We start from the raw sequence: 23,273 nt of genomic DNA, 5'->3' as shown, positions 1-23,273 counted from the left end.
TGCCGCTCGCACCCGATGCCGCTTCAGCCAGGCCCCGGGCACGCCGGTCCAGTAAGGTCGCTCCTTGCCCGCTCGCCGAACTCTCGCCATCATCGGTATCGTCGTCGTGCTGGCTCTGTTCGTGAGTATCGGCATCGGGGCGATCCTCGTGGCCGGTCGCGAGTTCTCGAAGACCGACCCCCAGCGCACCATCTCCTCCTCCCCCACTCCGACGTCGACGATGGCACCCTGAGGCCAGCGGCACCCTGAAGCCGGCAGGTCAGACGCCCGAGTAGCGGTGCTCGGGCCGCCCGGTGGTGCCGTAATGCAGCCGCATCCGGGCCAGCCCCTCGGCCGACAGGGTGGCGAGGTAGCGCTGTGCCGTCGCTCGGCTCACCCCGACGCGCTCCGCGACCTCCGCCGCCGACAGCTCGACGTCCGGGGAGAGCACGTCGAGCACACTCCGCTCGGTCGCCGCGCGCGAGGGCGAGCCCGCTTTCGAATCGCCGGAGTGCAGGATCCTCAGGCCCCGCTCGACCGCCTCTTGATCGAGGGTTCCGCGGTCGTCGAGCACGTTGCGGAAGCGCAGGTACGCGCGGAGCCGCTCGGCCAGCAAGTCGGCCGAGAAGGGCTTGATCAGGTAGGCGAGAGCTCCGCGGCGAAGGGCAGACCGGACGGTCGCGGGATCGGAGGCGGCGCTCACCACGAACACGTCGGTGTCGAGGGTGCGGAGCAGGTCGAGCCCGGAACCGTCGGGCAGGTAGACGTCGAGCAGCACGAGGTCGACCGCTGTTTCCGCGACGATGCGCCTCGCCTCGCCCGCCGTACCCACGGGGGCGAGCGCCCGGAATCCGGCCAGCTCGTTGACCTGCCGACGATGCAGGTCGGCGACGTAGAAGTCGTCGTCGACGACGAGGACGACGAGATCGGGGTCGTTCACGAGAGACCTCCCGGGGTCATGACGGCGACGAGACGGGCGCAGAAGATCGCGCCGTGATCGTCGCCACCGGCGGATGCGAGCCACACGTCGCCGCCGCTGCGACGAGCCAGCTCGCGCGACAGGGGCAGACCGAAGCCGAGGCCGTGCGCCGGATCCTTCGCCCCTGGTTGCGGAGGCGTGTCGGCGGGGCCCGGCCGCCGCTCGAACGGATCCGCGGCGGCAGCACCCGGCCTGAAACCGCGGCCGGAGTCCATCACCGAGAGGTGCAGATCCGAGCCGTCGTCGAGTACCTCGATCTCGACCCAGGCAGGGCTGACGTCGCCCGCCACCGCCGCGGCGACCGCGTTGTCGATGAGGTTGCCGAGCACGGTCGTGACGTCGCCCGGCTCGGCGACGACGCCTGCGACGAGCGTCTCGGCACCGAGCTGCAGCAGCACGCCGCGCTCGGCTGCCTCGACGCCCTTCGCCCCGAGGAATGCCTGCAGATATGGCTCGGTCAACCGGTCGGCGTGCTTTACGGGATAGCGGAGCGGCCCACGCTCGAGCACGTCGGCGAGGTAGCCGCGTGCCTGCTCGACCTGACCGATTTCGAGCAGCCCCGACACCGCGTGCAGGCGGTTGGCGAACTCGTGCCGCTGAGCCCGCAGGGCCGTCGTCATCGCACCGACCGCGTCGAGCCGGCGCGAGAGCGCCTCGACGTCGGTCCGGTCGCGGACGACGGCCACGACCCCGAGATCATGGCCGTCGCGCGCAACGCGGCGCACATCGACGAGCAGCACGTGGGCGCCGACCACGAGCGTGCTGTCGCCCTCGGACGACGGCGAGCCGAGGATCCGACGGAACTCGCCCGGAAGCGAGGCCTCCTCGATCGGGCGACCCGTCGGATCCTGAATTCCGAGTAGCGCGGCCGCCCTCTCGTTGCACACCGTGACCACGCCCGTCGGTGACACCGCGAACACCCCCTCCCCGAACCCGCCGAGCACCGCCTGCTGGTTCTGCACGAGTGACACCAGGTCTTCGGGCTGGAGCCCGAGCGTGAGGCGAACCAGGCGTCGCCGGATAAGAATCGACGCGACGATGCCGATCAGCAGCGCGAGCAGGCCCACTCCGAAGACAGGAATCGCGTCGCGCATCAGCGAGTCGTACACGCGGGCTCGGGCGAAGCCGACGCTGACCTCGCCGACGGGCTTCGAGTCTGCTCCCGCGCCGGACGCGTAGATCGGCACCTTCGCGCGGGCCGACTCGCCCAGGGTGCCACGATCCCACGACACGGTCTCTTCGCCGCGGAGGGCCGCTGCCGCACTCGTGCTGACGAGCTCGCCGATCCGGTCGACGTCGGGGTGGGCGAGACGGATTCCGTTGTCGTCGGTGACGACGACGAACAGCGCGCCCGTGCGGCGGGCCGTGTCGAGAGCGCCCGCCTGGACGGGGCCGTCGGCCAACGCCGCGCGATCGAGGTCGGTGCCGTCGACGCTCAGTCGAGCGACCTCGCTTCGCAGGTCGGTGTCGCTGGCGACGCTCTGTGCAATTGCCAGCGCTGTCGATTCGGCACCGGTCTCGAGGCGGTGCACTGCGATGCGGAAGAAGACGGCGCTGGTGAGACCGACCACGACGATCACGACGACGAGCTGGAGCACCAGCAGCTGCGTCGCGAAGCGCGCACCGCGTCGGGCGGGTCGTGCCGTCTCCGGCCTCGTCGTGTCAGCGTCGATCACGCGACCCAGCCTAGGCACTCCCGCCCCGCCCTCGTGAGCAGAATGCGCAGAACGCGGCCAACGCGCTGTACTCGACCAATGCGCAAAAGCACGACGCAGCCACGAGACGCCCCTAGCGTGCTGGGAGCACACCACCGGACAAAGGAGTCCTCGCAATGCTCGTCCTCCTCGGCTACGGCATGGTCATCGCCTTCATGGTGCTGATCATGACCAAGCGCCTCTCGCCCATGCTCGCCCTGATCATCGTGCCGACGATCTTCGGCCTCTTCACCGGGGCCGGTCTCGGGCTCGGCGACATGATCCTCGAGGCCATCGGCACGCTCGCGCCGACGGCGGCCCTGCTCATGTTCGCGATCATGTTCTTCGGGCTGATGATCGACGTCGGGCTCTTCGACCCGCTCGTCCGCTTCATCCTGCGGGTGACCGGCAACGACCCCGCGAAGATCGTGCTCGGCACAGCGCTGCTCGCCGGCGCTGTGTCGCTCGACGGTGACGGATCAACGACCTTCATCGTCGTCACGGCCGCGATGCTGCCCATCTACCTGCGCCTCGGCATGAGCCCCGTCGTGCTCACCTGCGTCGCCGGTCTCACCAACGGCACACTGAACATCGTCCCGTGGGGCGGCCCGACGGCACGCGCCGCAGCGGCGCTCAAGGTCGACGCGGCTGACATCTTCGTGCCGCTCGTACCGTCGCTCGTCGTGGGCCTGATCCTCGCGTTCGGCTTCGCCTGGATCCTCGGCCTCCGCGAACGCAAGCGCCTCGGGCTGGTCGAACTCGGCGAATCGAAGGTGCTCTCCGCCGGTCGCGCAGCCGGCCGTGTCGGGAAGTCGCGCGCTCTCGCCTTGGCCGGGGGCGACGGATCCTCGATGTTCACGAGCTCGACGGTCGCCCTCGGGCTCCGCGGCGGAGTGGCCGACGGGCGTCGCGCGGGTGCCGACGGCACCGACGAGGTGGGTGACGGCGAAGGATCCGGCCCACGCGGTGAGGCTTCGGGAACCCTGGCCGACACGATGCTCGACCCCGACCGCCCCACGCTCCGCCCGAAGTTGATCTGGTTCAACCTCGCGCTCACGGTCGCCGTGATGGTCGTGCTCGTGCTCGACGTCGTGCCGCTCGCCTACGTCTTCATGGTCGCGACCGCCATCGCCCTTTTGGTCAATTTTCCGCAGGTGAAGAGCCAGTCGGCCGAGATCGTGGCCCATGCGCCGAGCATCGTCGGCGTCGTGTCGATGGTCTTCGCCGCGGGCGTGCTCATCGGGGTGCTCGACGGCACCGGCATGGTCGATGCGATGGCCGACTGGCTGGTGCGGGTGATCCCCGACTCGATGGGCCCGTATCTCGCCGTCATCACGGGCGTGCTGAGCCTGCCGCTGACCTTCTTCATGAGCAACGACGCCTTCTACTTCGGCATCCTGCCCGTGCTGTCGCAGAGTGCTGCCGCGTTCGGCATCACCCCGGTCGAGATGGCCCGCGCGTCGGTGGTCGGGCAGCCGGTGCACCTGCAGAGCCCGCTCGTGCCGGCCATTCTGCTGTTGGTGTCACTGGCGAACGTCAACCTCGGCGACCACCACCGGAAGGTGCTGTGGCGTGCGGCCGTCGTGGCGTTGGCGATGCTCGCGGTGGGGGTCATCGTGGGGTGCATTCCGTTCGGCTGAGCTTGCTCTCCGAGCTTTCACCACACGGCGCTGCCCAACGCCAAACGGCCAAAACCACCTGCCGCGGCAGGTGGTTTTGGCCGTTTCGAGTCTTCTGGCGAGGAGAGCCGACTTCTTAGAAGTCCCAGTCTTCGTCTTCGGTGGTCTCGGCCTTGCCGATCACGTACGACGAGCCGGAGCCCGAGAAGAAGTCGTGGTTCTCGTCGGCGTTCGGCGAGAGGGCCGACAGGATCGCCGGGTTCACGTCGGTGACGTCTTTCGGGAACATTGGCTCGTAGCCCAGGTTCATCAGCGCCTTGTTGGCGTTGTAGTGCAGGAACTTCTTGACGTCTTCGGTCAGCCCGACCGAGTCGTAGAGGTCTTGGGTGTACTGCACCTCGTTGTCGTAGAGCTCGAACAGGAGATTGAACGTGTAGTCCTTGATCTCTTGCTTACGCTCCTCGGAGGCGCCTTCGAGCCCCTTCTGGAACTTGTAGCCGATGTAGTACCCGTGCACGGCCTCGTCGCGGATGATGAGGCGGATCATGTCGGCGGTGTTGGTCAGTTTGGCGCGCGACGACCAGTACATCGGCAGGTAGAAGCCCGAGTAGAAGAGGAACGACTCGAGCAGCGTCGAGGCGACCTTGCGCTTCAGGGGGTCGTCGCCGGTGTAGTAGTCGAGAACGATCTGGGCCTTCTTCTGAAGGTTGACGTTCTCCTCCGACCAGCGGAACGCATCGTCGATCTCGGGGGTCGACGCGAGGGTCGAGAAGATCGACGAGTAGCTCTTGGCGTGCACCGACTCCATGAACGCGATGTTCGTGTAGACCGATTCTTCGTGCGGCGTGATCGCGTCGGGGATCAGGCTGATCGCGCCGACGGTGCCCTGAATCGTGTCGAGCAGAGTCAGCCCGGTGAACACCCGCATGGTGAGCTGCTGCTCTTCGGGGGTCAGCGTGTTCCACGACTGCACGTCGTTCGACAGCGGGATCTTCTCGGGCAGCCAGAAGTTGTTGACCAGCCGGTTCCAGACCTCGACGTCTTTGTCGTCGTGGATGCGGTTCCAGTTGATCGCGCTCACGGCACGCACGAGCGGGATGCTCTTGCCGAGGGCGTGAGCCGGGTCTGTAACAGTCATTTCAGGATCCTGTAGTCGTTGTGCGATCAAAACGGGGGAAGACAACCGCGGGTGCGCCACACTCGGCGCCGCACCCGCGGCCGTCAGAGCAGCCTGAGCTTGTCAGCGTGCCGGGGCTTTACAGCATGCAGCTGACGCAGCCATCGACCTCGGTGCCCTCGAGTGCGAGCTGGCGAAGACGGATGTAGTAGATCGTCTTGATGCCCTTGCGCCATGCGTAGATCTGCGCCTTGTTGATGTCGCGAGTGGTCGCAGTGTCTTTGAAGAACAGCGTGAGCGAGAGACCCTGGTCGACGTGCTGCGTTGCCGCGGCGTACGTGTCGATGATCTTCTCCGGCCCGATCTCGTACGCGTCGGTGTAGTAGTCGAGGTTGTCGTTGGTCATGAAGGGCGCGGGGTAGTAGACGCGGCCCAGCTTGCCCTCCTTGCGGATCTCGATCTTCGACGCGATCGGGTGGATCGACGACGTCGAGTGGTTGATGTACGAGATCGACCCGGTCGGCGGCACAGCCTGGAGGTTCTGGTTGTAGATGCCGTGCTCCATGACGCTCTGCTTGAGAGCGCGCCAGTCGTCTTGCGTCGGGATCGTGACGTTGGCGTCGGAGAACAGCGCAGCGGCGCGGGCCGTCGAGGGCACCCACTCCTGCTCGGTGTACTTGTCGAAGAAGGATCCGTCGGCGTACTTCGAATCTTCGAAGCCCCCGAAGATGACTTTGCGCTCGATGGCAATCCGGTTGGATGCGCGGAGGGCGTGAAACAGCACCGTGTAGAAGTAAATGTTCGTGAAGTCGATCGCCTCTTCGCTGCCGTAGTGCACGCGCTCGCGCGCCAGGTAGCCGTGGAGGTTCATCTGGCCGAGGCCGATGGCGTGCGACGAGTCGTTGCCGACCTCGATCGAGCGGACGGAGGCGATGTGGCTCATGTCGCTGACCGCGCTGAGGCCGCGGATCGCGGTCTCGACGGTGCGGCCGAAGTTGTCGCTGTCCATCGACAGGGCGATGTTCATCGACCCGAGGTTGCACGAGATGTCTTTGCCGATCTCGTTGTACGAGAGGTCTTCGTTGAAGGTGGTCGGCGTGTTGACCTGGAGTATCTCGGAGCACAGGTTCGACATGTTGATCCGGCCCTTGATCGGGTTGGCCTTATTCACCGTGTCTTCGAACACGATGTAGGGGTAGCCCGACTCGAACTGGATCTCGGCGATGGTCTGGAAGAACTCGCGAGCGTTGATCTTGGTCTTCTTGATGCGACTGTCGTCGACCATCTCGCGGTACTTGTCGGAGATGGAGATGTCGCCGAAGGGAACTCCGTAGACGCGCTCGACGTCGTACGGCGAGAAGAGGTACATGTCTTCGTCTTTTTTGGCGAGCTCGAAGGTGATGTCGGGCACGACCACGCCGAGGGACAGCGTCTTGATGCGGATCTTCTCGTCGGCGTTCTCGCGCTTGGTGTCGAGGAACCGCAGGATGTCGGGGTGGTGAGCGCTCAGGTAGACGGCGCCAGCACCCTGGCGGGCTCCGAGCTGGTTGGCGTAGCTAAAGCTGTCTTCGAGGAGCTTCATGACGGGGATGATGCCCGACGACTGGTTTTCGATCTGCTTGATCGGGGCGCCGGCCTCACGGATATTGGAGAGCGACAGGGCCACGCCGCCACCGCGCTTGGAGAGCTGCAGCGACGAGTTGATGCCGCGCGAGATCGACTCCATGTTGTCTTCGATGCGAAGCAGGAAGCAGCTGACGAGCTCGCCGCGCTGCGCCTTGGCCGTGTTGAGGAACGTCGGCGTCGCGGGCTGGAAGCGCCCGGCGATGATCTCTTCGACGAGGTCGACGGCGAGCTTCTCGTCGCCCTGGGCGAGGCCGAGAGCCGTCATGACCACGCGGTCTTCGAAGCGCTCGAGGTAACGCTTTCCGTCGAACGTCTTGAGCGTGTACGAGGTGTAGTACTTGAAGGCGCCGAGGAAGGTCTGGAAGCGGAACTTCTTCGAGTATGCGAGCTCGTTGAGCTTCTCGATGAAGTCGAAGGAGTACAGGTCGATCGTGGCCTGCTCGTAGTACTGGTTCTCGACCAGGTAGTCGAGGCGCTCCTTCAGGTTGTGGAAGAAGACGGTGTTCTGGTTCACGTGCTGCAGGAAGTACTGCTTCGCTGCCTCGCGGTCTTTGTCGAACTGGATTTCACCGTTCGGGCCGTAGAGGTTGAGCATGGCGTTGAGCGAGTGGTAATCCATCCCGCTGTTCGGCCCGGCGATTACCTCGAGGTCGTCGACTGCTGTGTCCAAAATCGATCCAATCCTTCTTGCACTGCTTGTACGTCGTCTGGCGTGCCGAAGACCTCGACACGGTAGAGCAGGGGCACTTGGCACTTGGCGGCGATGATGTCGCCGGCGAGGCAGTACCCCTCTCCGAAGTTGGTGTTCCCGGCCGCGATGACTCCGCGGATCAGGTTTCGGTTGCCCTCGTCGTTGAGGAACCGGATGACCTGCTTGGGAACGGCACCTCGCCCTTCGCCGCCACCATAGGTGGGGAGGACGAGGACGTAGGGGTCGCGCGCCTGAAGCGGCTCTTCACTGGGGAAGAGAGGAATGCGCTCAGCGGGGAGCCCGAGCTTCTCGACGAATCGGGCGGTGTTGCCCGAGACGCTCGAGAAGTAGATGAGGTGAGTCGATGTAGTCGCTAGTTGCACGGCCAGACTCCTCTCGATCGGTGGGGAAAGAAACGCGCTCTAGGCGATCGCGGCGGCGAGGCCGGCGATCTTGTCAGGGCGGAATCCGCTCCAGTGGTCTTCGTCGGTGACGACGACGGGCGCCTGGAGGTAGCCAAGAGCCTTGACGGTCTCGAGAGCCTTCTCGTCGACGGAGACATCGAAGATCTCGTACTCGATGCCCTTGTTGTCGAGGGCGCGGTAGGTAGCCGTGCACTGGACGCAGGACGGCTTGGTGTAGACGGTGATCGCCATGGTTCTCCCCTAGAAAAGAAGTGCGGTGGGTGGTGCCGAGTGGTGTTTGCTCGTGTGCTTCGATACTACATCTAGGGGCCGACATCGGGAGGCACAACTAGATGATGTGTTACACCGCTGTAATTACCCGAGGGCGATTATCCACAGGGGTTCTCCACAGAAGCCCTGGCTTATCCCCGGAAAATCGGCGTTGTCCACACCTTCCTCCCCACCACCGACACTCAGATCTGTGGATAACCATTTGCGTTTGGGCGCCGTCCCCAGTTCGGGGCACGGCGTGTCGCGACCCACGACGCAAGGCCAGTAGTCGAACGCGACCAGCATCGGATCCTCGGCCGTTTTGGGGCGTGGAGGAGCGTGGCGGAATGTTGACGCGGATCCGTAGACTTGTCCCCTTGTGGGCGCCTATTCGAATCTTCTGAAGACGCCGGGAGTCGCACGGATCATCGCCGCACAGCTGACTGCCCGGTTCCCGTTCGGCATGCTGTCGCTGGCGTTCCTGCTGCACGTCGAGCACCAGACCGATTCCTATGGCGCGGCGGGCGTGGTTCTCGCAGCAACGAGCGTCGGCCAGGCCATCTCGGGCCCCCTCACGAGTCGTTGGATGGGCATCTGGCGCATGCGACCGGTGTTGCTGCTGACGCTCCTGGTCTGCCTCACGAGCCTCCTGGTGTTCGCGCTCGCTCCGCTGACTCTTCCCCTCTATATGGTCGTCGGCTTCTTCGCCGGGCTGAGTGTGCCGCCGATCCAGCCCGCCGTCCGCACCATCTACCCCAAGATGGTCAACTCGACGCAGCTCACTCCCCTCTTCTCGCTCGACGCCTCCGCGCAAGAGATCATCTGGGTCGCGGGCCCGGTCGTCACCACGTTCGTCGGCACCCAGGTCAACACGGTGGCGGCGATTCTGGTGGCCGCTGCGTTCCTGATCGGCGGCGGAGCCTGGTTCATCGCCTCCCCCGAGGTGGGCCGCGTGCGCATCCCACAGAGCAAGCGCGCCTTCGGCAAGGTGCTGATGCGCCCGACCGTGCTCCTGTCGACGATGACCGGCTTCCTCCTGATCGGCACGTGCGCCGCGGTCGAAGCCGGAGTCATCTCGGCGTTCGGCGACGGCAGCCCCAACTCCGGCTTCGTGCTCGCCATCTTCGCGATCGGGTCACTCGTCGGCGGTCTCCTCCTCGGTCACCTCGCCGTCGGGCCGTGGTCGCTGCCGATCCGCATGCTGATCGTGTTCATCGGCATCATCCTGACGATCGTGATGCCGACGTCGTTCGTCTGGCTGTGCGTCACCCTCCTCATCGCCGGCGTCGGCATCGCGCCCGCTCTCGCCGTGATGTTCGCGATCATCTCGTCGAGCGTGCGCTTCAGCGATACCGCCGAGGCCTACGGCTGGTCGGGCACCGGGCAACTGATCGGCGCTGCGATCGGCTCGGCCATCGCCGGCGCCCTCATCGACTCGAAGGGAACGGTCGGCGGACTCTACGTCGCCGCCGCGTTCGCACTGGTCGGGGTGCTCGTGCCCGTCGTCTTCAAGCGCTGGCTGCCCGATCTGCGCGGCACCGATGCGAGCCCGCTGGCCGACACGGAGCCGGTGCCGATCCAGACGAGCTGACGCGATCGGTCGGCCTGCCCGCCTTCAAATTTGAAGGAGATCTGTGGTGGCGACCCCGTCGGATCCTTGATTCTTCGTGGCAAGACAGGCGTTTCTCCTTCGAATTCGGCCCAGCCCTCGAACCCTGGCGGTGCGGCAACCCTGCCCGGCGATAATCGAGTCATGACTCTCGACGCGGTCCCCAGGATCCGGCTCAACGACGGCAACACCATCCCGCAGCTCGGTCTCGGGGTCTACAAGGTCGACGACGACGAAGCGGAGCGCAGCGTCGCGGCCGCCCTCCAAGCCGGCTACCGCCACATCGACACCGCGGAGTACTACGCCAATGAGGCGGGCGTCGGTCGGGCACTCGCCTCATCCGGCATCGCGCGCGACGACGTCTACGTGACGACCAAGGTGTGGAACGACCAGCAGGGCTTCGACTCGACCCTCTCGTCATTCGACCGCAGCATGACGAAGCTCGGCTTCGACGTCCTCGACCTCTACCTGATCCACTGGCCGGCACCCCGCCAAGACCTCTACGTCGATACGTACCGCGCTCTCGAGCGCCTCCGCGAGGAGGGGCGGGTCCGATCGATCGGCGTCTCGAACTTCCAGGTGCACCACCTCGAGCGCCTGCTCGGCGAGACCGACGTCGTGCCCGTGATTAACCAGATCGAGGTGCAGCCCTGGCTGCAGCAGCGCGAACTGCGCGACTTCGGCGATACCCGCCACATCGTCACCGAGGCGTGGTCGCCGCTGGCGCGGGGCAGGATCCTCGACGAACCCGTCCTCACCACGCTGGCGAGCGCCCACGGAGTGTCGGTCGCCCAGCTCGTGATCCGCTGGCACCTGCAGTCGGGGCTCGTCGTGATCCCGAAGTCGGTCACGCCGTCGCGGATCGCCGAGAACATCGACGTGTTCGGCTTCGAGCTCTCGGCCGACGAGATGGCGTCGATCGCCGCGCTCGATGCCGGCGAGCGTGTGGGGTCGCACCCCGACGAGGTCGGCTAGTTCCGCAACGCCCCGGCCAGGTAGCGCGCCGACCCCGTTGCAAATTCGAAGGAGATTTGGGCACGCGACCCCGCCGGATCCTGATGTTTTCGTTGCCGGCCGCGCGTTTCTCCTTCAAATTTGCAAGCGAACGGCCGAGCGCAGGCACCGAGCGCAGGATCCGACGGCGCAGCTCCCAGCACCAGCCCCGGTACCGTTGCAGGGCACGCGCACTGGACACCGAAAGCGGCAGTGATGCCGGACGATCGAGGCTTGCCCGAGTTCCGGCATCTCAGACGCTTTCGGTGAAGAAGAAGAGCACAAGGAGCACCCATGACGATCACCGCCGCAGCAGACGGTTCCGCCCTCGGCAACCCCGGGCCCGCCGGCTGGGCCTGGTACGTCGACGACTCGCGATGGGCGGCGGGCGGCTGGCCGCGCAACACGAACAACGTGGGTGAGCTGACGGCTGTGCTCGAGCTGCTCCGTGCCACCGCCGACGAAGACGACGACCTGCACATCCTCTGCGACAGCCAGTACACGATCAAGGCGTGCACCGAGTGGCTGCCGGGCTGGAAGCGCAAGGGCTGGCGCAAGGCCGACGGCAAACCGGTGATGAACGTCGAGATCATTAAGGAGCTCGACGAGGCCCTCCAAGGTCGCCGCGTGAAGTTCGAGTGGGTCAAGGGGCACATCGGTCACCCGATGAACGAGGCCGCCGACATCCGGGCGCGCACGGCGGCGGAGGCGTTCCAGCGCCGGAGCGAGGTGCCGCACGGCCCCGGGTGGCCGGGCCGGCCCGTGACGACGGTGTCGGATGCGGCTTCCGCGGATCCTGAGCCCCCGGCCACGCTCTTCTAAGACGCCGCCCGACGTCTCGCGGACTCCCCGCGCTGCCGCGGTAGGTCGCCTAGTCCGCCATACGTCGTGCGGACACGCGCGCCGCCCGCAAATTACCCGCCGACCGGCCCCACAGCGGTCACCCGCACGACCGCCTCGCCCTGCTCGTTCGATTCGGCGAGGTCGACGGTCGCCGAGATGCCCCAGTCGTGGTCGCCCGCGGGATCCTCGAAGATCTGTCGCACCAGCCACTGGGTGGCGCCCTCCTCGACGATGAGCATCGCCGCACTGCGGGCACTCGGCCCGGTGCCGATCGCGTCGTACTCGTCGTAGTACCGGTCGAGCGCGGAGCCCCAGGCGTCGACGTCGAATCCGGCCGCGGCATCGAGTGCGCCGAGAGCTTCCGCGTCATCCAGCGCCGCGAGCTGCACCCTGCGGAACATCTCGTTGCGGACCAGCACGGTGAAGGCCCGATGGTTCGCGGTGAGAGTGCGAAGGGTCGGCGGCACGATCGCCTCGTGCGACGTGACCTCGGTCGGGTTGACCATCTCTTCCCACTCGTCGAGCAGAGACGAGTCGACCTGCCGTACCAGCTCACCCAGCCACTCGATGAGGTCGAGCAGTTCATCGGTCTTGGCCTCGTCGGGAATCGTCTGCCGCATGGCGCGGTAGGCGTCGGAGAGGTAGCGCAGCACGAGACCCTCCGAGCGCGCGAGCCCGTAGAAGTTGACGTAGTCGCCGAACGTCATCGCCCGCTCGTAGAGGTCGCGGACGACCGCCTTCGGTGACAGCTCGAAGTCGCCGATCCACGGCTGAGACCCCTTGTATGTCTCGAACAGCGCACCCAGCAACTCGTCGAGCGGCTTCGGCCAGGTGATCTCTTCGAGGCGCTCCATGCGCTCCTCGTATTCGATCCCCTCCCGTTTCATCTCGGCCACCGCCTCGCCGCGCGCCTTGAACTGCTGCTGCGAGAGGATCGGCCGCGGATCGTCGAGGGTCGACTCGACCACCGAGACCATGTCGAGCGCGTAGGTCGGCGACTCCGGGTCGAGCACCTCGAACGTCGCGAGCGCGAAGGGCGAGAGGGGCTGGTTGAGCGCGAAGTTCGGCTGCAGGTCGACGGTGAGCTGAATGGTCGGACGGGGCGAAGGATCCGCGGCACTCGCGACCCCGGGCACCTGCTCGACCACGCCGGACTCCCGCAATGCCCGGTAGATCGCGATCGCCTGCCGGGCGAGGGCGTATTTCTGCGCCTTCGTCGAGTGGTTCTCGAACACCAGCGACCGGACGTTGCCGAACACGTCGCCGCCGCGGGCGATCACGTTGAGAAGCATCGCGTGGGTGATTTGCATGCTCGACGTGAGCGCTTCGGGTTCGGCCTCGACGAGTTTGAAGAACGAGGGCTCGCCCCACGAGACGAACCCCTCGGGAGCCTTCTTACGCACGATCTTGCGCTTCTTCTTGAGGTCGTCACCAGCTCGTTTGATCTGGGCGAGGTTTTCGATCTCGTGCTCGGGCGCCTGGAGGGTGACCGTGCCTGCGGTGTCGTAGCCCGCCCTCCCCGCCCGGCCGGCAACCTGGTGGAACTCGCGGGCGCTCAGCTGCCGCATGCGCGTGCCGTCGAACTTCGTCAGCGCAGTGAGCAGCACCGTGCGGATGGGCACGTTGATGCCGACGCCGAGGGTGTCGGTGCCACAGATGACGCGCAGCAGACCGCGCTGAGCCAGTTGCTCGACGAGGCGGCGGTACTTCGGCAGCATGCCGGCGTGGTGAACGCCGATGCCCGCGCGCACCAGCCGATTGAGGGTCTTGCCGAAGCCGGTCGAGAAGCGGAATCCGGCGATCAGCTCGGCGATCTCGTCGCGCTGTTCTCGCGTCGCGATCTTGATGCTCGACAAAGCCTGCGCGCGCTCGAGCGCGGCCGCCTGCGAGAAGTGCACGACGTAGATCGGGGCCTCGCCGGTGCTGAGGAGCTCCTCGACCGTCTCGTGCACGGGAGTCGTCGCATAGAAGTAGTGGAGCGGAACGGGACGCTCGACGCCGGTGACGAGGGCGACGGGCTTGCCGGTGCGGCGCCCGATGTCGTCGCTGATCGTCTCGACGTTGCCGAGCGTCGCGCTCATCAGGAGGAACTGCACGTCGGGCAGAAGGAGCAGCGGCACCTGCCAGGCCCAGCCGCGCGAGGGGTCGGCGTAGAAGTGGAACTCGTCCATGACGACCTGCCCCACCTCGGCCGCAGGGCCGTGCCGCAGGGCGAGGTTCGCCAGGATCTCGGCGGTGCAGCAGATGATCGGAGCGTCGGAGTTGACCGACGAGTCACCGGTGACCATGCCGACGTTCTCGGGGCCGAACAGCTCGACCAGCTGGAAAAACTTCTCGCTGACGAGGGCCTTGATCGGGGCCGTGTAGTAGCTGCGCTTGCCTGTCGCAAGTGCCGTGAAGTGGGCACCGGCAGCCACCAGCGACTTGCCGGTGCCGGTCGGTGTCGAGAGGATCACGCTCGCACCCGACACGAGCTCGATCATGGCCTCGTCTTGAGCGGGGTAGAGCGCTCTGCCCGACTCCTCGGCCCAGCTGGCGAAGTCGGTGTAGACCGTGTCGGCGTTGTAGCTGCCGTCGCCGTGCGTGTCGTTCGGCCCGTAGTACTCGGACAGGAGGGCTTTGAGGGGGTACTCGACAGTCGGCATGGTGTCTACGATCCTGCCGTACTCCCCTGCACGGCGCCGGATCGCGTGGGCTGGGCTTGTGGAGTGGGCGGGTGTTCCCCGTGAGTGGGCGGGTGTTGTTGAGGGTCGGCGGGTGCTGCAGCACCCGCCAACACCTAAGAACACCCGCCCACTCGCGCGGAGCCGAAGCCGCGGCCGCGGCCGCGGCGAAGCCGCCAATAAACACAGAATGCGCCCCCGTCAACGAGCCGCGAGGCTCGGACTGGGGGCGCATCGACACGTCCCTGGCGGGCGAACGAGCGGAATCGGATCAGGTGACTGCCGCGCGATCGAACCAGTTGATGGACGTGCTGCCTCGGTAACCAGCCGAAAGCTTTCCTAAGCTATATGCCAACGCATCTGACCAACGGGTGATCATCGGGTGATAGATCGGGCGGGTGTGGGTACTTATGCCTACACGGGGCACAGAATTCAGCGTTTCGGGGCACAAGGTGGCTGGACGATCCGACAAGCAAAGGATCCGGGGCGTGCCCGAACCCTCCAGGCGCCGAGTGGCCCGTCTCAGCTGGCGAGGATCGCCGCCCGAGCGGCCGCGTGCTCCGACTCGGTGATGATGCCGCGCGCCCGGAGGCCGTCGACCTCGCGAAGGCGCTCCTCGAGCGTCAACGTCGGCGGTGGCGTCGGCAGTGGTGTCGGAGCATCCGCCGAGGCAGCCGCACCGGAGGCGTCGTCTGCGGGGGCAGCACCCACCCCGGCCTTCTGCGCCTGCAGCGTGTCCAGGGCCGCCGCACGGATGTCGTTGTCGAGCGTCAGCGGGTTCTTGCCCTGCTGGGCGAGCTTGACGGCGCGATAGATGGCAAGGCCGATCCCGATCACGATGATGATCACGATGATTGTGAAGATCGCCGAGAACGCCTGTCCCGGCCCCGACTGCATCAACGGGTCGCTGCTGCCGCCAAACGGATCGGAGCCGTCGACGAACGGATCGTCGGCCGAGCCGTCGCCGGTCGTCAGAGCCGGATCGAAGGCCGAGGCGAAGACCATCGCGTGTGTGCAGAGTTCCCCCATGCGCTGATTGAAGCGCGGGAGGCCCCGGCGGCGCAAGTCGAGCGCCGCGTGTCAGACCCCCCACAACGGGCCGCCGGATCCTGGGCTCCCCCGTCTGCGATGCTGTAGAACGAAAAGATGCGGTTCTCGCCGCCCACCCCCACTCAGAAGGATCGACGATGTCGTCAGCCCCCACCCCCGTCCGCGTCGCTGTCACCGGCGGCTCCGGCAAGCTCGGCCGTGCGGTCGTGCGCGATCTCGCCGAGCACGGCTACGAGGTGGTGCTGCTCGATCGCGTGCCGTCGCCCGACCCCGTGCCGGGCGTCTCGTTCACCCGCGTCGACCTCTCCGACTACGGGCAGGTGCTCGAGGCGCTCACGCACATCGACGACCGCTACGACCACATCGACGCCGTCGTGCACCTCGGGGCCATCCCGGCGCCGGGGCTGGTGCCGAACGCGGCCCTCTTCACGAACAACGTCACGTCGAGCTACAACGTGTTCGCGGCTGCTCGCGCCGCCAAGATCCGCAACGTCGTCTGGGCCTCGAGCGAGACGCTCCTGGGTCTCCCGTTCGCCATCGACCCGCCCTACATCCCCGTCGACGAGAACTACCCCGTGCGCCCCGAGTCGTCGTACTCGCTGGGCAAGGCCGTCGACGAAGAGATGGCGCGGCACTTCACCCGCTGGGATCGCCAGCTCAAGCTCATCGGCCTGCGCTTCTCGAACGTGATGGACGACGCCGACTACGAGGCGTTCCCGTTCGACGACGACCCGGAGTCGCGCTCGTTCAACCTGTGGTCGTACATCGACCACCGCGACGGCGCTCTCGCTGTGCGTCTGGCGCTCGAGTCGGATCTCGTCGGATTCGAGGCGTTCATCATCGCCGCGTCCGACACGGTCATGAACACGCCGACGGCCGTTCTGGCCGATCAGTTCCTGCCCGACGTCGAGCGTCGTTCAGCCGTCGAGGGCACCATGCCGCTGCTCTCGAGCGACAAGGCCCGCGACCTGCTCGGCTTCGTGCCCGAGTACTCCTGGCGCGGCTGGGGCGATCGCTCCGGCAAGTAGCGCGAGTGCGTGACTGTCCCCGATCTGCTGATGTCCGCGCTGTGCCATCAGCAGATCGTGGACGATCACCCGGCGGTGTGAACGGGTCAGTGATCAGCGGGTGAGAAACTCAGGATCCCGCCCACCACGAGGTCACGCACCTGCGGCAGCAGCTCGGCCCGCAGGTCGGCCTCCGGCGCCTCGAGCAGCTGCGCGAGAGCGCCCACGATCGCCCCGACGCTAAGCTCGCCATCGCTGGCGCCGACGAGCGCCGTCAGGGCCGTGCCCGCGTCGACGCTCCGCCCGAAGCCGCCGCCCTGCCGCAGCGTGATCACCGTCGGATCGTCGTTGCCCGGCCAGTAGTGCCGCTCCTCCGTGACGTCCCCGGCGACCTGCAATGTCGTCTTCGCGAGCTCGTCGTCCGAGAGGGTGCGCAGCCGGTCCAGGGCGTCGAGCGTCGCACCGAGGTGGGCGCCGAGCCCCACATCGGAGCGGCCGAGGGAGCCTCGGAGACTCTCGATCCGTGTCTCGGGCCGCGCCGTGGGATCCTTCGGTCTTCTAAGCGTGACGTACCCGAAGCCGACCTCGACGACCCCGCGCGCATCGAAGTCATCAAGCCATGCCCCGTAGAGCCGCTCGAATTCGGGGCTGCCGGGTCTCGTGCCGCCGTCGCGGATCCAGGTCTCGGCATACGACGCAGGATCCTGCGCCTCGCGCTCCACTACCCAGACGTCCACCGCAACACGACCGCGCTCGGCCCAGTCCCCCACACTGAACGGGCCCCGCTTGTCACTCGTCGCAGCCCCCGTCTCCCAGTTGCCGAGCAGCTGTGCGATGCCGCCCGGCGCGAGGTACTCCCCCGCCTGCTCGACCACCGTCGCGACGAGCGCATCGCCGACCATGCCACCGTCGCGGTACTCGTAGGCGGGAACCCCGTCGACCCGCGGCGTGATGACGAACGGCGGGTTCGACACGATGTGGTCGAACGTCTCGCCGGCGACCGGCTCGAACAGGCTACCGAGGCGGAACTCGATGCCGTCGATCAGGTTGAGCTCGGCGTTGAAGCGGGCGAAGTCGATGGCACGCTCCGAGATGTCGGTCGCCACGACCTGACGCGCATGCCGGGCGGCATGCATCGCCTGAATGCCGCAGCCGGTGCCGAGGTCGAGTGCCCGATCGACCGGTCGGGCGATCATGAGACCGCTCAGAGTTGCGGAAGCGCCGCCGATGCCCAAGACATGGTCTTCGCGAAGGGCCCCCTGCAGGGCGAGCTCACCGAGGTCGGAGGCGATCCACCAGTGTGCTTCGCCGGAGGCATCCGTGAACGAATAGGGGCGCAGGTCGACCAGAGCGCTGACCATGCCGCTGTCGTCGCGTGCCACGAGCTCCAGTTCGATCGCGCCGTCAAGTCCGAGCGTCGGCAACGCGGCAGCCACGGCATCGGCGGGCTGCGGGTAGCCGAGCACGAACAACAGCGCCAGGGTGTCGGACGCGCGTTCTGCAGGCGTCTCCGGGATCCTCGACGCCAGCGCCCGTCGCGCCGCAATCCGCTCGCCCCGGAACAGCGCAGCACCTCCCTGCGCGCCCCAGGCCCCGGCACCGCTCAGATGCGACACGGTGAAGAGGGAGGTGGAGAGGTCGGAGCGGAGGCGGGAGATCAGGTCGGAGCGCACCGGTCCATCCTGCCGCACTCGCTTCGTCGATCGGCGCGGGCTCTCCTAGTCGCGTATCGCAGGCTTAGTCGCGCTTTTTCGCGACTAACCCTGCGATTCGCGACTAGGTGCGAGCCAGTCGACCCGGTAGGAACGGCAGCAGCGGCGCCCGGTAGCGGAACGTCGTGGTGCCCTGCTCAACAGTGAGCTCAGCGGCCCCGAATCGCCACAGCCGATTGAAGAGGAACACGCCGATCGTGTCGCCCGGCTCGACCTGCCAGGTGCCGATGCCCCACTGCGCCGGCTGGCCGCGCCCGTCGATCACGACGGTCGGCTTCGCACACCACCCGATCGGCGGCTTGGCGAGGGCGAGTTCGATGCGAAGCGTCTGCGATTCGGGCACGCGTTCAGCCTAGGTGTCGGTGGCTCCCGCGCCGTTCCTCCCGCGAGCGAAGCGACCGGGCAAGCACATGCAAAAGGCCCTCCCGTAAGGGAGAGCCATTTGCATCGGTGGAGCTAAGGAGACCCCGTCGTTCGGGCAAGCCCTCTCTCCTCCTCGAATCGCTGTGCCTAGACGACAAAAAGCAGAAGACGCGCCCCGGAGGGCACGCCTTCTGCTGTTTGTCGTGGAGCTAAGGAGATTCGAACTCCTGACCTTCTCATTGCGAACACGGTGGTAACTATCCAAATGGAGTGGACACAGCCCCACATGAGTTGCTATGTTGTCCATATGGACGCATAGAGTAGATAGTGCGTCGAAAGCAATGGCGACACGATTGGCAACAAGTGGCTACACGCAGAAGACGGCCGTTCCCGTGCATGGGAACGACCGTCAATCCCCTCCACTGAGCAAGCAGCGAAAGGAACAGCACCAATGTACCGCCCCGAAAGAAGAGCCCACGAGGACAACGGAGTCCTCGCCAACGGCAACGACACCCGCCGTCGCGACAGCAGGAGACACACATGACCACCACCGGCGAGAACCGAGTCCGCTACTCGTCCACCATCGAGGCAGCACCGTCACGGTTCACGGAGCCGGACGCCTACGCCGCCTGGTTTCAGCGCGCGGATGAATGGGCGGTCAGCGCATGACCGACATCACCGCCGCGCAGATGATCGGTCAGGTCGCCCGCGCGGCCTTCGACGAGGACGCCATGAATATGCATCAGACCGTGTCGAGCATTCTTGAGCAGATGGCATCGCAGCCCACCCGGGAAGGCCGCATGTGGCGTCGTGTCCCGGTGAATCTACTGGCCCGCATCGAAGGTGCTTTGCACAGAAAAGACACCCTCATCGAGCAACAGGCCGAGCAGATCGCGGGGCTGACGGCTGAGCGGGACGAGGCCTGGCGAGAACGCTCCGAGATGCTCGATAAAGCCATGCGGCGGGCTGTTCGCAGCGACCGGGCCCGCGCACTCGCGGCCAGGCATCGATACAGAGCCGAGCGCTGGGCGGATCCTCTGCCCGTGCCCGAGTGGGTCATCGAGCTCGAGAGCATTCTCGACGACGAAGCTACGAAGGAAAACTGATGCCGATTCTGAATTACACGACATCGATCGACGTCGCCAAGACCATGGGCGAGATCCAAGGAGCCCTCGCTCGACGAGGCGTTACCCGCATCTCAACCCTGTTCGACGACAACGGGGTCGCGGCCGGCCTCGGCTTCACAATGAAGACCGACTACGGCCTCCGAGACTTCCAGCTCCCCGTGCGGACCGACGGCGTCCTAGCCGCCATGAAGGCCGACACCAAGGTCGCCCGATCGTCGGTCAACCCGGCCCAGGCAGCCCGTGTCGCGTGGCGCATCGCGAAGGACTGGCTCGAGGCGCAGGCTGCGCTCATCGACGCCCAGCTCGCCACCCTCGATGAGGTGATGATGCCCTACATGGTCGACAGCACAGGGCAGACGATGTATGCCGTCTACCGGTCGACGCAGAAGGCGATCGACGCCTGATGGCGACTAAGACACGAGGCAAGGGCGAAGGGTCCGTCTTCAAGGACTCCCGCGGCCTCTGGAACGGGATCGTCGAGCTGCCGCCCCGCGACGGGAAGCGGCGCCGGAAGACCATCCGCCGGAAGAACAAGGCCGACGTCATCCTGGCCCTTCGGGCTATGCAGCGCGAGCTCGAGGAACGTGGCGACCTCCCCACGGCGGACATGTCCGTCGCGCAGTGGTGCGCCTACTGGTACTCGCAGATCGTCCTCAAGGAAGTCCGGCCGAAGACAGCGAGTAGCTACAAGTCCGCGATCGACCGGCACATCGTTCCCGAGATCGGAAGCGTCCGCCTCGCCCGCGTGACCCCGACCGCCGTCCGACGCGTCACCGATCGGATGATCGCCGCCGGCGCAAAGCCTTCCTCAGCCCTGAAGATCCACCAGGTCATGTCGTCGTCGTTCGAGTCCGCGCTCCGCGAAGGACGGATCAGCCGGAACCCCTGCAAGCTGATGGCCGCGCCCAGGAAGAACGTGGCGCAGCTCGACGTCCTCACCCGCGCTGAGGCCATGCAAGTCATCAACTACGTCGCCCAAGATGACGAGTACGGGGCCCGCTGGGCGCTCGCCCTACTCACCGGCGCCCGTCGCGGCGAAGTCCTCGGCCTCGAGGCCGACAGGGTCACTGACGTCCTCGACCTGTCGTGGCAACTGCAACGCGTCCCCTGGGAGCACGGCTGCGGCGCGCCCGTCATCGACGGCAAGAAGCGCAGTTACCCATGCGGGATCGGACGCAACCACATGTGCCCCGACAGGCACTTCGACGTGCCGAACGACTACGAGTACCGGATGCTGAACGACACCATCTACCTCACCCGACCCAAGTCGAAAGCCGGGTGGCGCATCATTCCCCTGGTCGAGCCGCTCAAGTCGATCATCGAGCTGCACCTCGACCGAAACCCGCCAGGCAAATACGGCCTCGTGTTCTCCCATGCCGGGCAGCCCGTCGACCCCGACAACGACTCGAAAGCGTGGGTGAAGATACTCGACGCCATCGGCATCAAGAAGCACGTCCGCCTTCACGACCTTCGGCACACCGCGGTCGACCTTCTCTACGCGGCCGGCGTGCCCGAAGACGTCATCGTGCAGCTCGTCGGGCACTCCACGGTGACCATGACCCGGGCCTACGCCTCGCGCGACGTCACACGCCTGCGCGAAGCCATGACCCGATTCAGCGGCCACGTCACCCAGCTAGATGATTCACGTTCAGGAACACCCGGGTCAATCGCGTCGTGACGCCGAGCTCACGCGCGAGACGGTGACAGTCCGGCGTCCACTTCATCAGCTCTCGACATTCGTCCAGGTCGATCAGATTGGCAGCAGCCATCCGGTCGGCCTGGACTTCGTGCTTAGGGCGATCGTCGGTGTGCCCGAGGACCGCGTGGGCCAACCCGTGCGCGAGGGCCGACCGGTCGTGCACGGCCCGCAGCCCGGTTCTCACGACGACAGCGTTGTGATCGGGCAGCCACAGCTCGTGGGCTGTTCTGATGGGCCGGTGCAGGACGGTTAGCCCTAGCTCATCCGCGTGCTGGTACGGGTCGTACACATTCCCCCTATAGGCCCCGGGCTAGTCGAACTGCTCGGGCTGATCCATCTCGTCGTCACGCGTCGCTGCGTACCGCTGGCCTTCGAGCTCGTCCGCCGACATGTCTTCGACCCGTCGCGGGAGCTTCGTCACATTGTTAGGTGCACCCTCCGACATTCCATCGGCTTCGGCAGTCAACGCCGCAAGACCGCCGGATGCGTCGACGGCACGTCGAATGATGTCCTCGGCGTCAAGCTCAAGCGCGCGAGCTACTGCGAACAGCTGGCTCACGTTCAGATCGCGCTTGTTGTTCTCGATGCGTTCGATCTGAACCGTGGGAATCCCAGAAGCAGCAGAAAGCGCGTCGCGTGTGATGTTTTTGCGGCTTCGTGTCGCCCGGATCTCAGCACCAATAGCGGCGTTGACAGCCGACTTCCTACTCTCCATATGGATGACCGTATCAGCCATTCAGACATCAGAAACTACTAAAAAGTAAACAATGTGCTTGCGCGCATCCATTTGGACATGTAGCTTGTCCGTATGGAAAGAAGATCAGCCGCCGCAACAGTGACCGACACGGTCGCTGCTGCGATGACGCACTCCGGCGCTGACTCGGAGAGCGTTGCACGAGCCGCCGACATCACGCTGCCCGAGCTCGAGAACCGCCTTGCCCATCGCGAGGAATTCTCGATCTCGGAGCTGCTTGGTCTCGGCGGCTTTTTTCGTATCCACCCCGCAGACCTGATTGCAGGACGAGCATGACGAACACCGCAACCCGCATGGTCCCCGAGCAGGATGCCTACTCCGTGAAGCAAGCCGCTGTGCGCCTTGGCCGCAGCGAAGGCTTCGTCCGGAAACTGATCAACGCGAAGAAGCTCAAGGCTCTGAGCGATGAAGGCAGCCTCTACGTGCTGCCCTCGGAGATCGACCGCTACCTCTCCAACCTGGAGAACGCCAGACCGTAGCTCACGAGCTACCCACCATCTCGTCAAACCCGCCTTCACGAGGCGGTGTTTGGCGCGCAACAAATCGCAGGCGACGCCCGGCTAACCACGGGTGCTCAACCGGTCGCCGCGGTACAAGACAACAGCGAAACCGGCCCCGAGTTATGGCGGGCCGAGCAGGTCAAGCGGCCCCCTACGGAACGGACACCCCGCGCACCTGAGCAACACCAATTCTTCGTCTCTACGGAGCGTGCAAGTGGGTAGAAACCGTGCCCCATCGCTGACGAGACGGCCCCCGTGGCAGTAGCCGTGCAAGTCCACCTGACGGGGTGGCGGGGGCACAAGTCCGGTCTTCACCCGAAGTTGACCGGGCCCATTCGAGCCATCACGGATCACAGACGGCCCACTCCGGCCACGACTGAAAGGCACCTCATGCTCACGAACGCAGTCGTCCTCTTTGCCCTCCTGTTCGGCCCGGCGCTGGCCCTGGTTGCGGAGATGCGAATGAACCCGACGCCCATCCGGCAGCGCATCGCTCGAGCGTTCGTAGCCGCGGACCCCGACCCCACCTACTCACGCCTGGACCGCTTCGACGGCCTGCGCGACTGACCGACTT

General features: G+C 66.1%; 25 protein-coding genes. 13 read left to right on the top strand and 12 right to left on the bottom strand.

Annotated features, from left to right (window positions below; all coding sequences use genetic code 11):
* Positions 1-64: 64 nt before the first annotated feature.
* Entirely contained in the window at positions 65-232 is a 168-nt protein-coding gene (locus ITJ49_RS00995; RefSeq protein ID WP_194600390.1) for a hypothetical protein, read from the top strand.
* 27 nt (positions 233-259) lie between these two features.
* On the opposite strand, the gene ITJ49_RS00990 is transcribed toward ITJ49_RS00995, so the two are convergent.
* Positions 260-919, bottom strand: coding sequence for a response regulator (locus tag ITJ49_RS00990; RefSeq protein ID WP_194600388.1), 660 nt, complete (start codon positions 917-919; stop codon positions 260-262).
* Positions 916-2,634 carry an ATP-binding protein gene (locus tag ITJ49_RS00985; RefSeq protein WP_370544318.1) on the bottom strand — a complete coding sequence of 573 codons (1,719 nt, stop codon included), beginning with the start codon at positions 2,632-2,634 and terminating at the stop codon, positions 916-918. The genes ITJ49_RS00990 and ITJ49_RS00985 overlap by 4 nt, the downstream gene beginning before the upstream one ends.
* Before the next feature lie 155 nt (positions 2,635-2,789).
* Between ITJ49_RS00985 and ITJ49_RS00980 the strand changes: the two genes are divergently transcribed.
* Positions 2,790-4,292: a CitMHS family transporter gene (locus tag ITJ49_RS00980; RefSeq protein WP_055963496.1), complete on the top strand. Its 1,503-nt coding sequence runs from the start codon at positions 2,790-2,792 to the stop codon at positions 4,290-4,292.
* A 115-nt stretch (positions 4,293-4,407) separates the two neighbouring features.
* On the opposite strand, the gene nrdF is transcribed toward ITJ49_RS00980, so the two are convergent.
* From nrdF to nrdH, 4 genes are all read right to left on the bottom strand, one after another.
* Positions 4,408-5,409, bottom strand: coding sequence for a class 1b ribonucleoside-diphosphate reductase subunit beta (gene nrdF, locus ITJ49_RS00975; RefSeq protein ID WP_194600386.1), 1,002 nt, complete (start codon positions 5,407-5,409; stop codon positions 4,408-4,410).
* 118 nt (positions 5,410-5,527) lie between these two features.
* Positions 5,528-7,633 carry a class 1b ribonucleoside-diphosphate reductase subunit alpha gene (nrdE, locus tag ITJ49_RS00970; RefSeq protein ID WP_194601350.1) on the bottom strand — a complete coding sequence of 702 codons (2,106 nt, stop codon included), beginning with the start codon at positions 7,631-7,633 and terminating at the stop codon, positions 5,528-5,530.
* Between the two features lie 20 nt (positions 7,634-7,653).
* On the bottom strand, positions 7,654-8,094 hold the full coding sequence (gene nrdI / locus ITJ49_RS00965; protein WP_228513922.1) for a class Ib ribonucleoside-diphosphate reductase assembly flavoprotein NrdI: 441 nt from the start codon (positions 8,092-8,094) through the stop codon (positions 7,654-7,656).
* 33 nt (positions 8,095-8,127) lie between these two features.
* Positions 8,128-8,361, bottom strand: coding sequence for a glutaredoxin-like protein NrdH (nrdH, locus tag ITJ49_RS00960; protein WP_055963503.1), 234 nt, complete (start codon positions 8,359-8,361; stop codon positions 8,128-8,130).
* Between the two features lie 397 nt (positions 8,362-8,758).
* On the opposite strand from nrdH, the gene ITJ49_RS00955 reads away from it, so the two are divergent.
* The 3 genes from ITJ49_RS00955 (at position 8,759) to ITJ49_RS00945 (ending at position 11,803) form a co-directional block, all read left to right on the top strand.
* A complete protein-coding gene (locus tag ITJ49_RS00955; RefSeq protein ID WP_194600384.1) occupies positions 8,759-9,970 on the top strand; it encodes an MFS transporter in 1,212 nt (403 codons plus the stop codon).
* A gap of 162 nt (positions 9,971-10,132) precedes the next feature.
* Positions 10,133-10,963, top strand: a complete 831-nt coding sequence (locus ITJ49_RS00950) for an aldo/keto reductase (RefSeq protein ID WP_194600382.1) — start codon at positions 10,133-10,135, stop codon at positions 10,961-10,963.
* A 312-nt stretch (positions 10,964-11,275) separates the two neighbouring features.
* Positions 11,276-11,803: a ribonuclease H gene (locus tag ITJ49_RS00945; RefSeq protein ID WP_194600380.1), complete on the top strand. Its 528-nt coding sequence runs from the start codon at positions 11,276-11,278 to the stop codon at positions 11,801-11,803.
* A 92-nt stretch (positions 11,804-11,895) separates the two neighbouring features.
* Here ITJ49_RS00945 and ITJ49_RS00940 read toward each other — a convergent pair whose 3' ends face one another.
* Both ITJ49_RS00940 and ITJ49_RS00935 read right to left on the bottom strand, forming a co-directional pair.
* Positions 11,896-14,469 (bottom strand): RNA helicase, encoded by a 2,574-nt coding sequence (locus tag ITJ49_RS00940; protein WP_194600379.1) that lies wholly within the window; start codon positions 14,467-14,469, stop codon positions 11,896-11,898.
* 540 nt (positions 14,470-15,009) lie between these two features.
* Complete coding sequence (locus ITJ49_RS00935; protein ID WP_194600377.1) at positions 15,010-15,516, bottom strand: hypothetical protein; 507 nt, start codon at positions 15,514-15,516, stop codon at positions 15,010-15,012.
* A 158-nt stretch (positions 15,517-15,674) separates the two neighbouring features.
* Here ITJ49_RS00935 and ITJ49_RS00930 point away from each other — a divergent pair, with 158 nt between their 5' ends.
* Entirely contained in the window at positions 15,675-16,565 is an 891-nt protein-coding gene (locus ITJ49_RS00930) for an NAD(P)-dependent oxidoreductase (RefSeq protein ID WP_123943111.1), read from the top strand.
* Positions 16,566-16,651: 86 nt separating this feature from the next.
* Here ITJ49_RS00930 and ITJ49_RS00925 read toward each other — a convergent pair whose 3' ends face one another.
* Positions 16,652-18,217, bottom strand: a complete 1,566-nt coding sequence (locus ITJ49_RS00925; RefSeq protein ID WP_194600374.1) for a methyltransferase — start codon at positions 18,215-18,217, stop codon at positions 16,652-16,654.
* 103 nt (positions 18,218-18,320) lie between these two features.
* Positions 18,321-18,599: a hypothetical protein gene (locus ITJ49_RS00920; protein ID WP_194600372.1), complete on the bottom strand. Its 279-nt coding sequence runs from the start codon at positions 18,597-18,599 to the stop codon at positions 18,321-18,323.
* A gap of 560 nt (positions 18,600-19,159) precedes the next feature.
* Between ITJ49_RS00920 and ITJ49_RS17765 the strand changes: the two genes are divergently transcribed.
* From ITJ49_RS17765 to ITJ49_RS00905, 4 genes are read left to right on the top strand one after another with little or no spacing between them, the layout of a single operon-like run.
* On the top strand, positions 19,160-19,288 hold the full coding sequence (locus tag ITJ49_RS17765) for a hypothetical protein (RefSeq protein ID WP_255521619.1): 129 nt from the start codon (positions 19,160-19,162) through the stop codon (positions 19,286-19,288).
* Positions 19,285-19,725, top strand: a complete 441-nt coding sequence (locus ITJ49_RS00915) for a hypothetical protein (RefSeq protein WP_194600370.1) — start codon at positions 19,285-19,287, stop codon at positions 19,723-19,725. The genes ITJ49_RS17765 and ITJ49_RS00915 overlap by 4 nt, the downstream gene beginning before the upstream one ends.
* The gene (locus ITJ49_RS00910; protein WP_194600368.1) at positions 19,725-20,150 is read left to right on the top strand and encodes a hypothetical protein; all 426 of its coding nucleotides are present in this window, start codon (positions 19,725-19,727) and stop codon (positions 20,148-20,150) included. The genes ITJ49_RS00915 and ITJ49_RS00910 overlap by 1 nt, the downstream gene beginning before the upstream one ends.
* Entirely contained in the window at positions 20,150-21,424 is a 1,275-nt protein-coding gene (locus tag ITJ49_RS00905; protein WP_194600367.1) for a site-specific integrase, read from the top strand. Before ITJ49_RS00910 ends, ITJ49_RS00905 begins: the two co-directional genes overlap by 1 nt.
* Here ITJ49_RS00905 and ITJ49_RS00900 read toward each other — a convergent pair.
* Complete coding sequence (locus tag ITJ49_RS00900; protein WP_194600365.1) at positions 21,372-21,734, bottom strand: ImmA/IrrE family metallo-endopeptidase; 363 nt, start codon at positions 21,732-21,734, stop codon at positions 21,372-21,374. The genes ITJ49_RS00905 and ITJ49_RS00900 overlap by 53 nt on opposite strands.
* 21 nt (positions 21,735-21,755) lie before the next feature.
* Positions 21,756-22,181 carry a helix-turn-helix domain-containing protein gene (locus ITJ49_RS00895; protein ID WP_194600363.1) on the bottom strand — a complete coding sequence of 142 codons (426 nt, stop codon included), beginning with the start codon at positions 22,179-22,181 and terminating at the stop codon, positions 21,756-21,758.
* Between the two features lie 99 nt (positions 22,182-22,280).
* On the opposite strand from ITJ49_RS00895, the gene ITJ49_RS00890 reads away from it, so the two are divergent.
* The 3 genes from ITJ49_RS00890 (at position 22,281) to ITJ49_RS00880 (ending at position 23,266) form a co-directional block, all read left to right on the top strand.
* A complete protein-coding gene (locus tag ITJ49_RS00890; protein ID WP_194600361.1) occupies positions 22,281-22,475 on the top strand; it encodes a hypothetical protein in 195 nt (64 codons plus the stop codon).
* Positions 22,472-22,678 carry a helix-turn-helix domain-containing protein gene (locus tag ITJ49_RS00885; protein WP_194600359.1) on the top strand — a complete coding sequence of 69 codons (207 nt, stop codon included), beginning with the start codon at positions 22,472-22,474 and terminating at the stop codon, positions 22,676-22,678. Before ITJ49_RS00890 ends, ITJ49_RS00885 begins: the two co-directional genes overlap by 4 nt.
* 411 nt (positions 22,679-23,089) lie before the next feature.
* Positions 23,090-23,266, top strand: coding sequence for a hypothetical protein (locus ITJ49_RS00880; protein WP_194600356.1), 177 nt, complete (start codon positions 23,090-23,092; stop codon positions 23,264-23,266).
* Positions 23,267-23,273: the final 7 nt, after the last annotated feature.

This window comes from Frondihabitans sp. VKM Ac-2883, assembly GCF_015350875.1.
Lineage (GTDB): Bacteria > Actinomycetota > Actinomycetes > Actinomycetales > Microbacteriaceae > Frondihabitans.
The sequence above is the reverse complement of the archived record's forward strand: the minus strand, read 5'-3'. Positions and strand labels throughout refer to the sequence as shown.

What these genes read in the sequence shown, in the direction of transcription:
- ITJ49_RS00945 (WP_194600380.1), top strand. Translation starts at nt 11,276, where the DNA reads ATGACGATCACCGCCGCAGCAGACGGTTCCGCCCTCGGCAACCCCGGG.
- ITJ49_RS00980 (WP_055963496.1), top strand. Translation starts at nt 2,790, where the DNA reads ATGCTCGTCCTCCTCGGCTACGGCATGGTCATCGCCTTCATGGTGCTG.
- ITJ49_RS00905 (WP_194600367.1), top strand. Translation starts at nt 20,150, where the DNA reads ATGGCGACTAAGACACGAGGCAAGGGCGAAGGGTCCGTCTTCAAGGAC.
- ITJ49_RS00910 (WP_194600368.1), top strand. Translation starts at nt 19,725, where the DNA reads ATGCCGATTCTGAATTACACGACATCGATCGACGTCGCCAAGACCATG.
- nrdF (WP_194600386.1), bottom strand. Translation starts at nt 5,409, where the DNA reads ATGACTGTTACAGACCCGGCTCACGCCCTCGGCAAGAGCATCCCGCTC.
- ITJ49_RS00880 (WP_194600356.1), top strand. Translation starts at nt 23,090, where the DNA reads ATGCTCACGAACGCAGTCGTCCTCTTTGCCCTCCTGTTCGGCCCGGCG.
- ITJ49_RS00950 (WP_194600382.1), top strand. Translation starts at nt 10,133, where the DNA reads ATGACTCTCGACGCGGTCCCCAGGATCCGGCTCAACGACGGCAACACC.
- ITJ49_RS00940 (WP_194600379.1), bottom strand. Translation starts at nt 14,469, where the DNA reads ATGCCGACTGTCGAGTACCCCCTCAAAGCCCTCCTGTCCGAGTACTAC.
- ITJ49_RS17765 (WP_255521619.1), top strand. Translation starts at nt 19,160, where the DNA reads ATGACCACCACCGGCGAGAACCGAGTCCGCTACTCGTCCACCATCGAG.
- nrdH (WP_055963503.1), bottom strand. Translation starts at nt 8,361, where the DNA reads ATGGCGATCACCGTCTACACCAAGCCGTCCTGCGTCCAGTGCACGGCT.
- ITJ49_RS00930 (WP_123943111.1), top strand. Translation starts at nt 15,675, where the DNA reads ATGTCGTCAGCCCCCACCCCCGTCCGCGTCGCTGTCACCGGCGGCTCC.
- nrdE (WP_194601350.1), bottom strand. Translation starts at nt 7,633, where the DNA reads ATGGATTACCACTCGCTCAACGCCATGCTCAACCTCTACGGCCCGAAC.
- ITJ49_RS00935 (WP_194600377.1), bottom strand. Translation starts at nt 15,516, where the DNA reads ATGGGGGAACTCTGCACACACGCGATGGTCTTCGCCTCGGCCTTCGAT.
- ITJ49_RS00915 (WP_194600370.1), top strand. Translation starts at nt 19,285, where the DNA reads ATGACCGACATCACCGCCGCGCAGATGATCGGTCAGGTCGCCCGCGCG.
- ITJ49_RS00895 (WP_194600363.1), bottom strand. Translation starts at nt 22,181, where the DNA reads ATGGCTGATACGGTCATCCATATGGAGAGTAGGAAGTCGGCTGTCAAC.
- ITJ49_RS00885 (WP_194600359.1), top strand. Translation starts at nt 22,472, where the DNA reads ATGACGAACACCGCAACCCGCATGGTCCCCGAGCAGGATGCCTACTCC.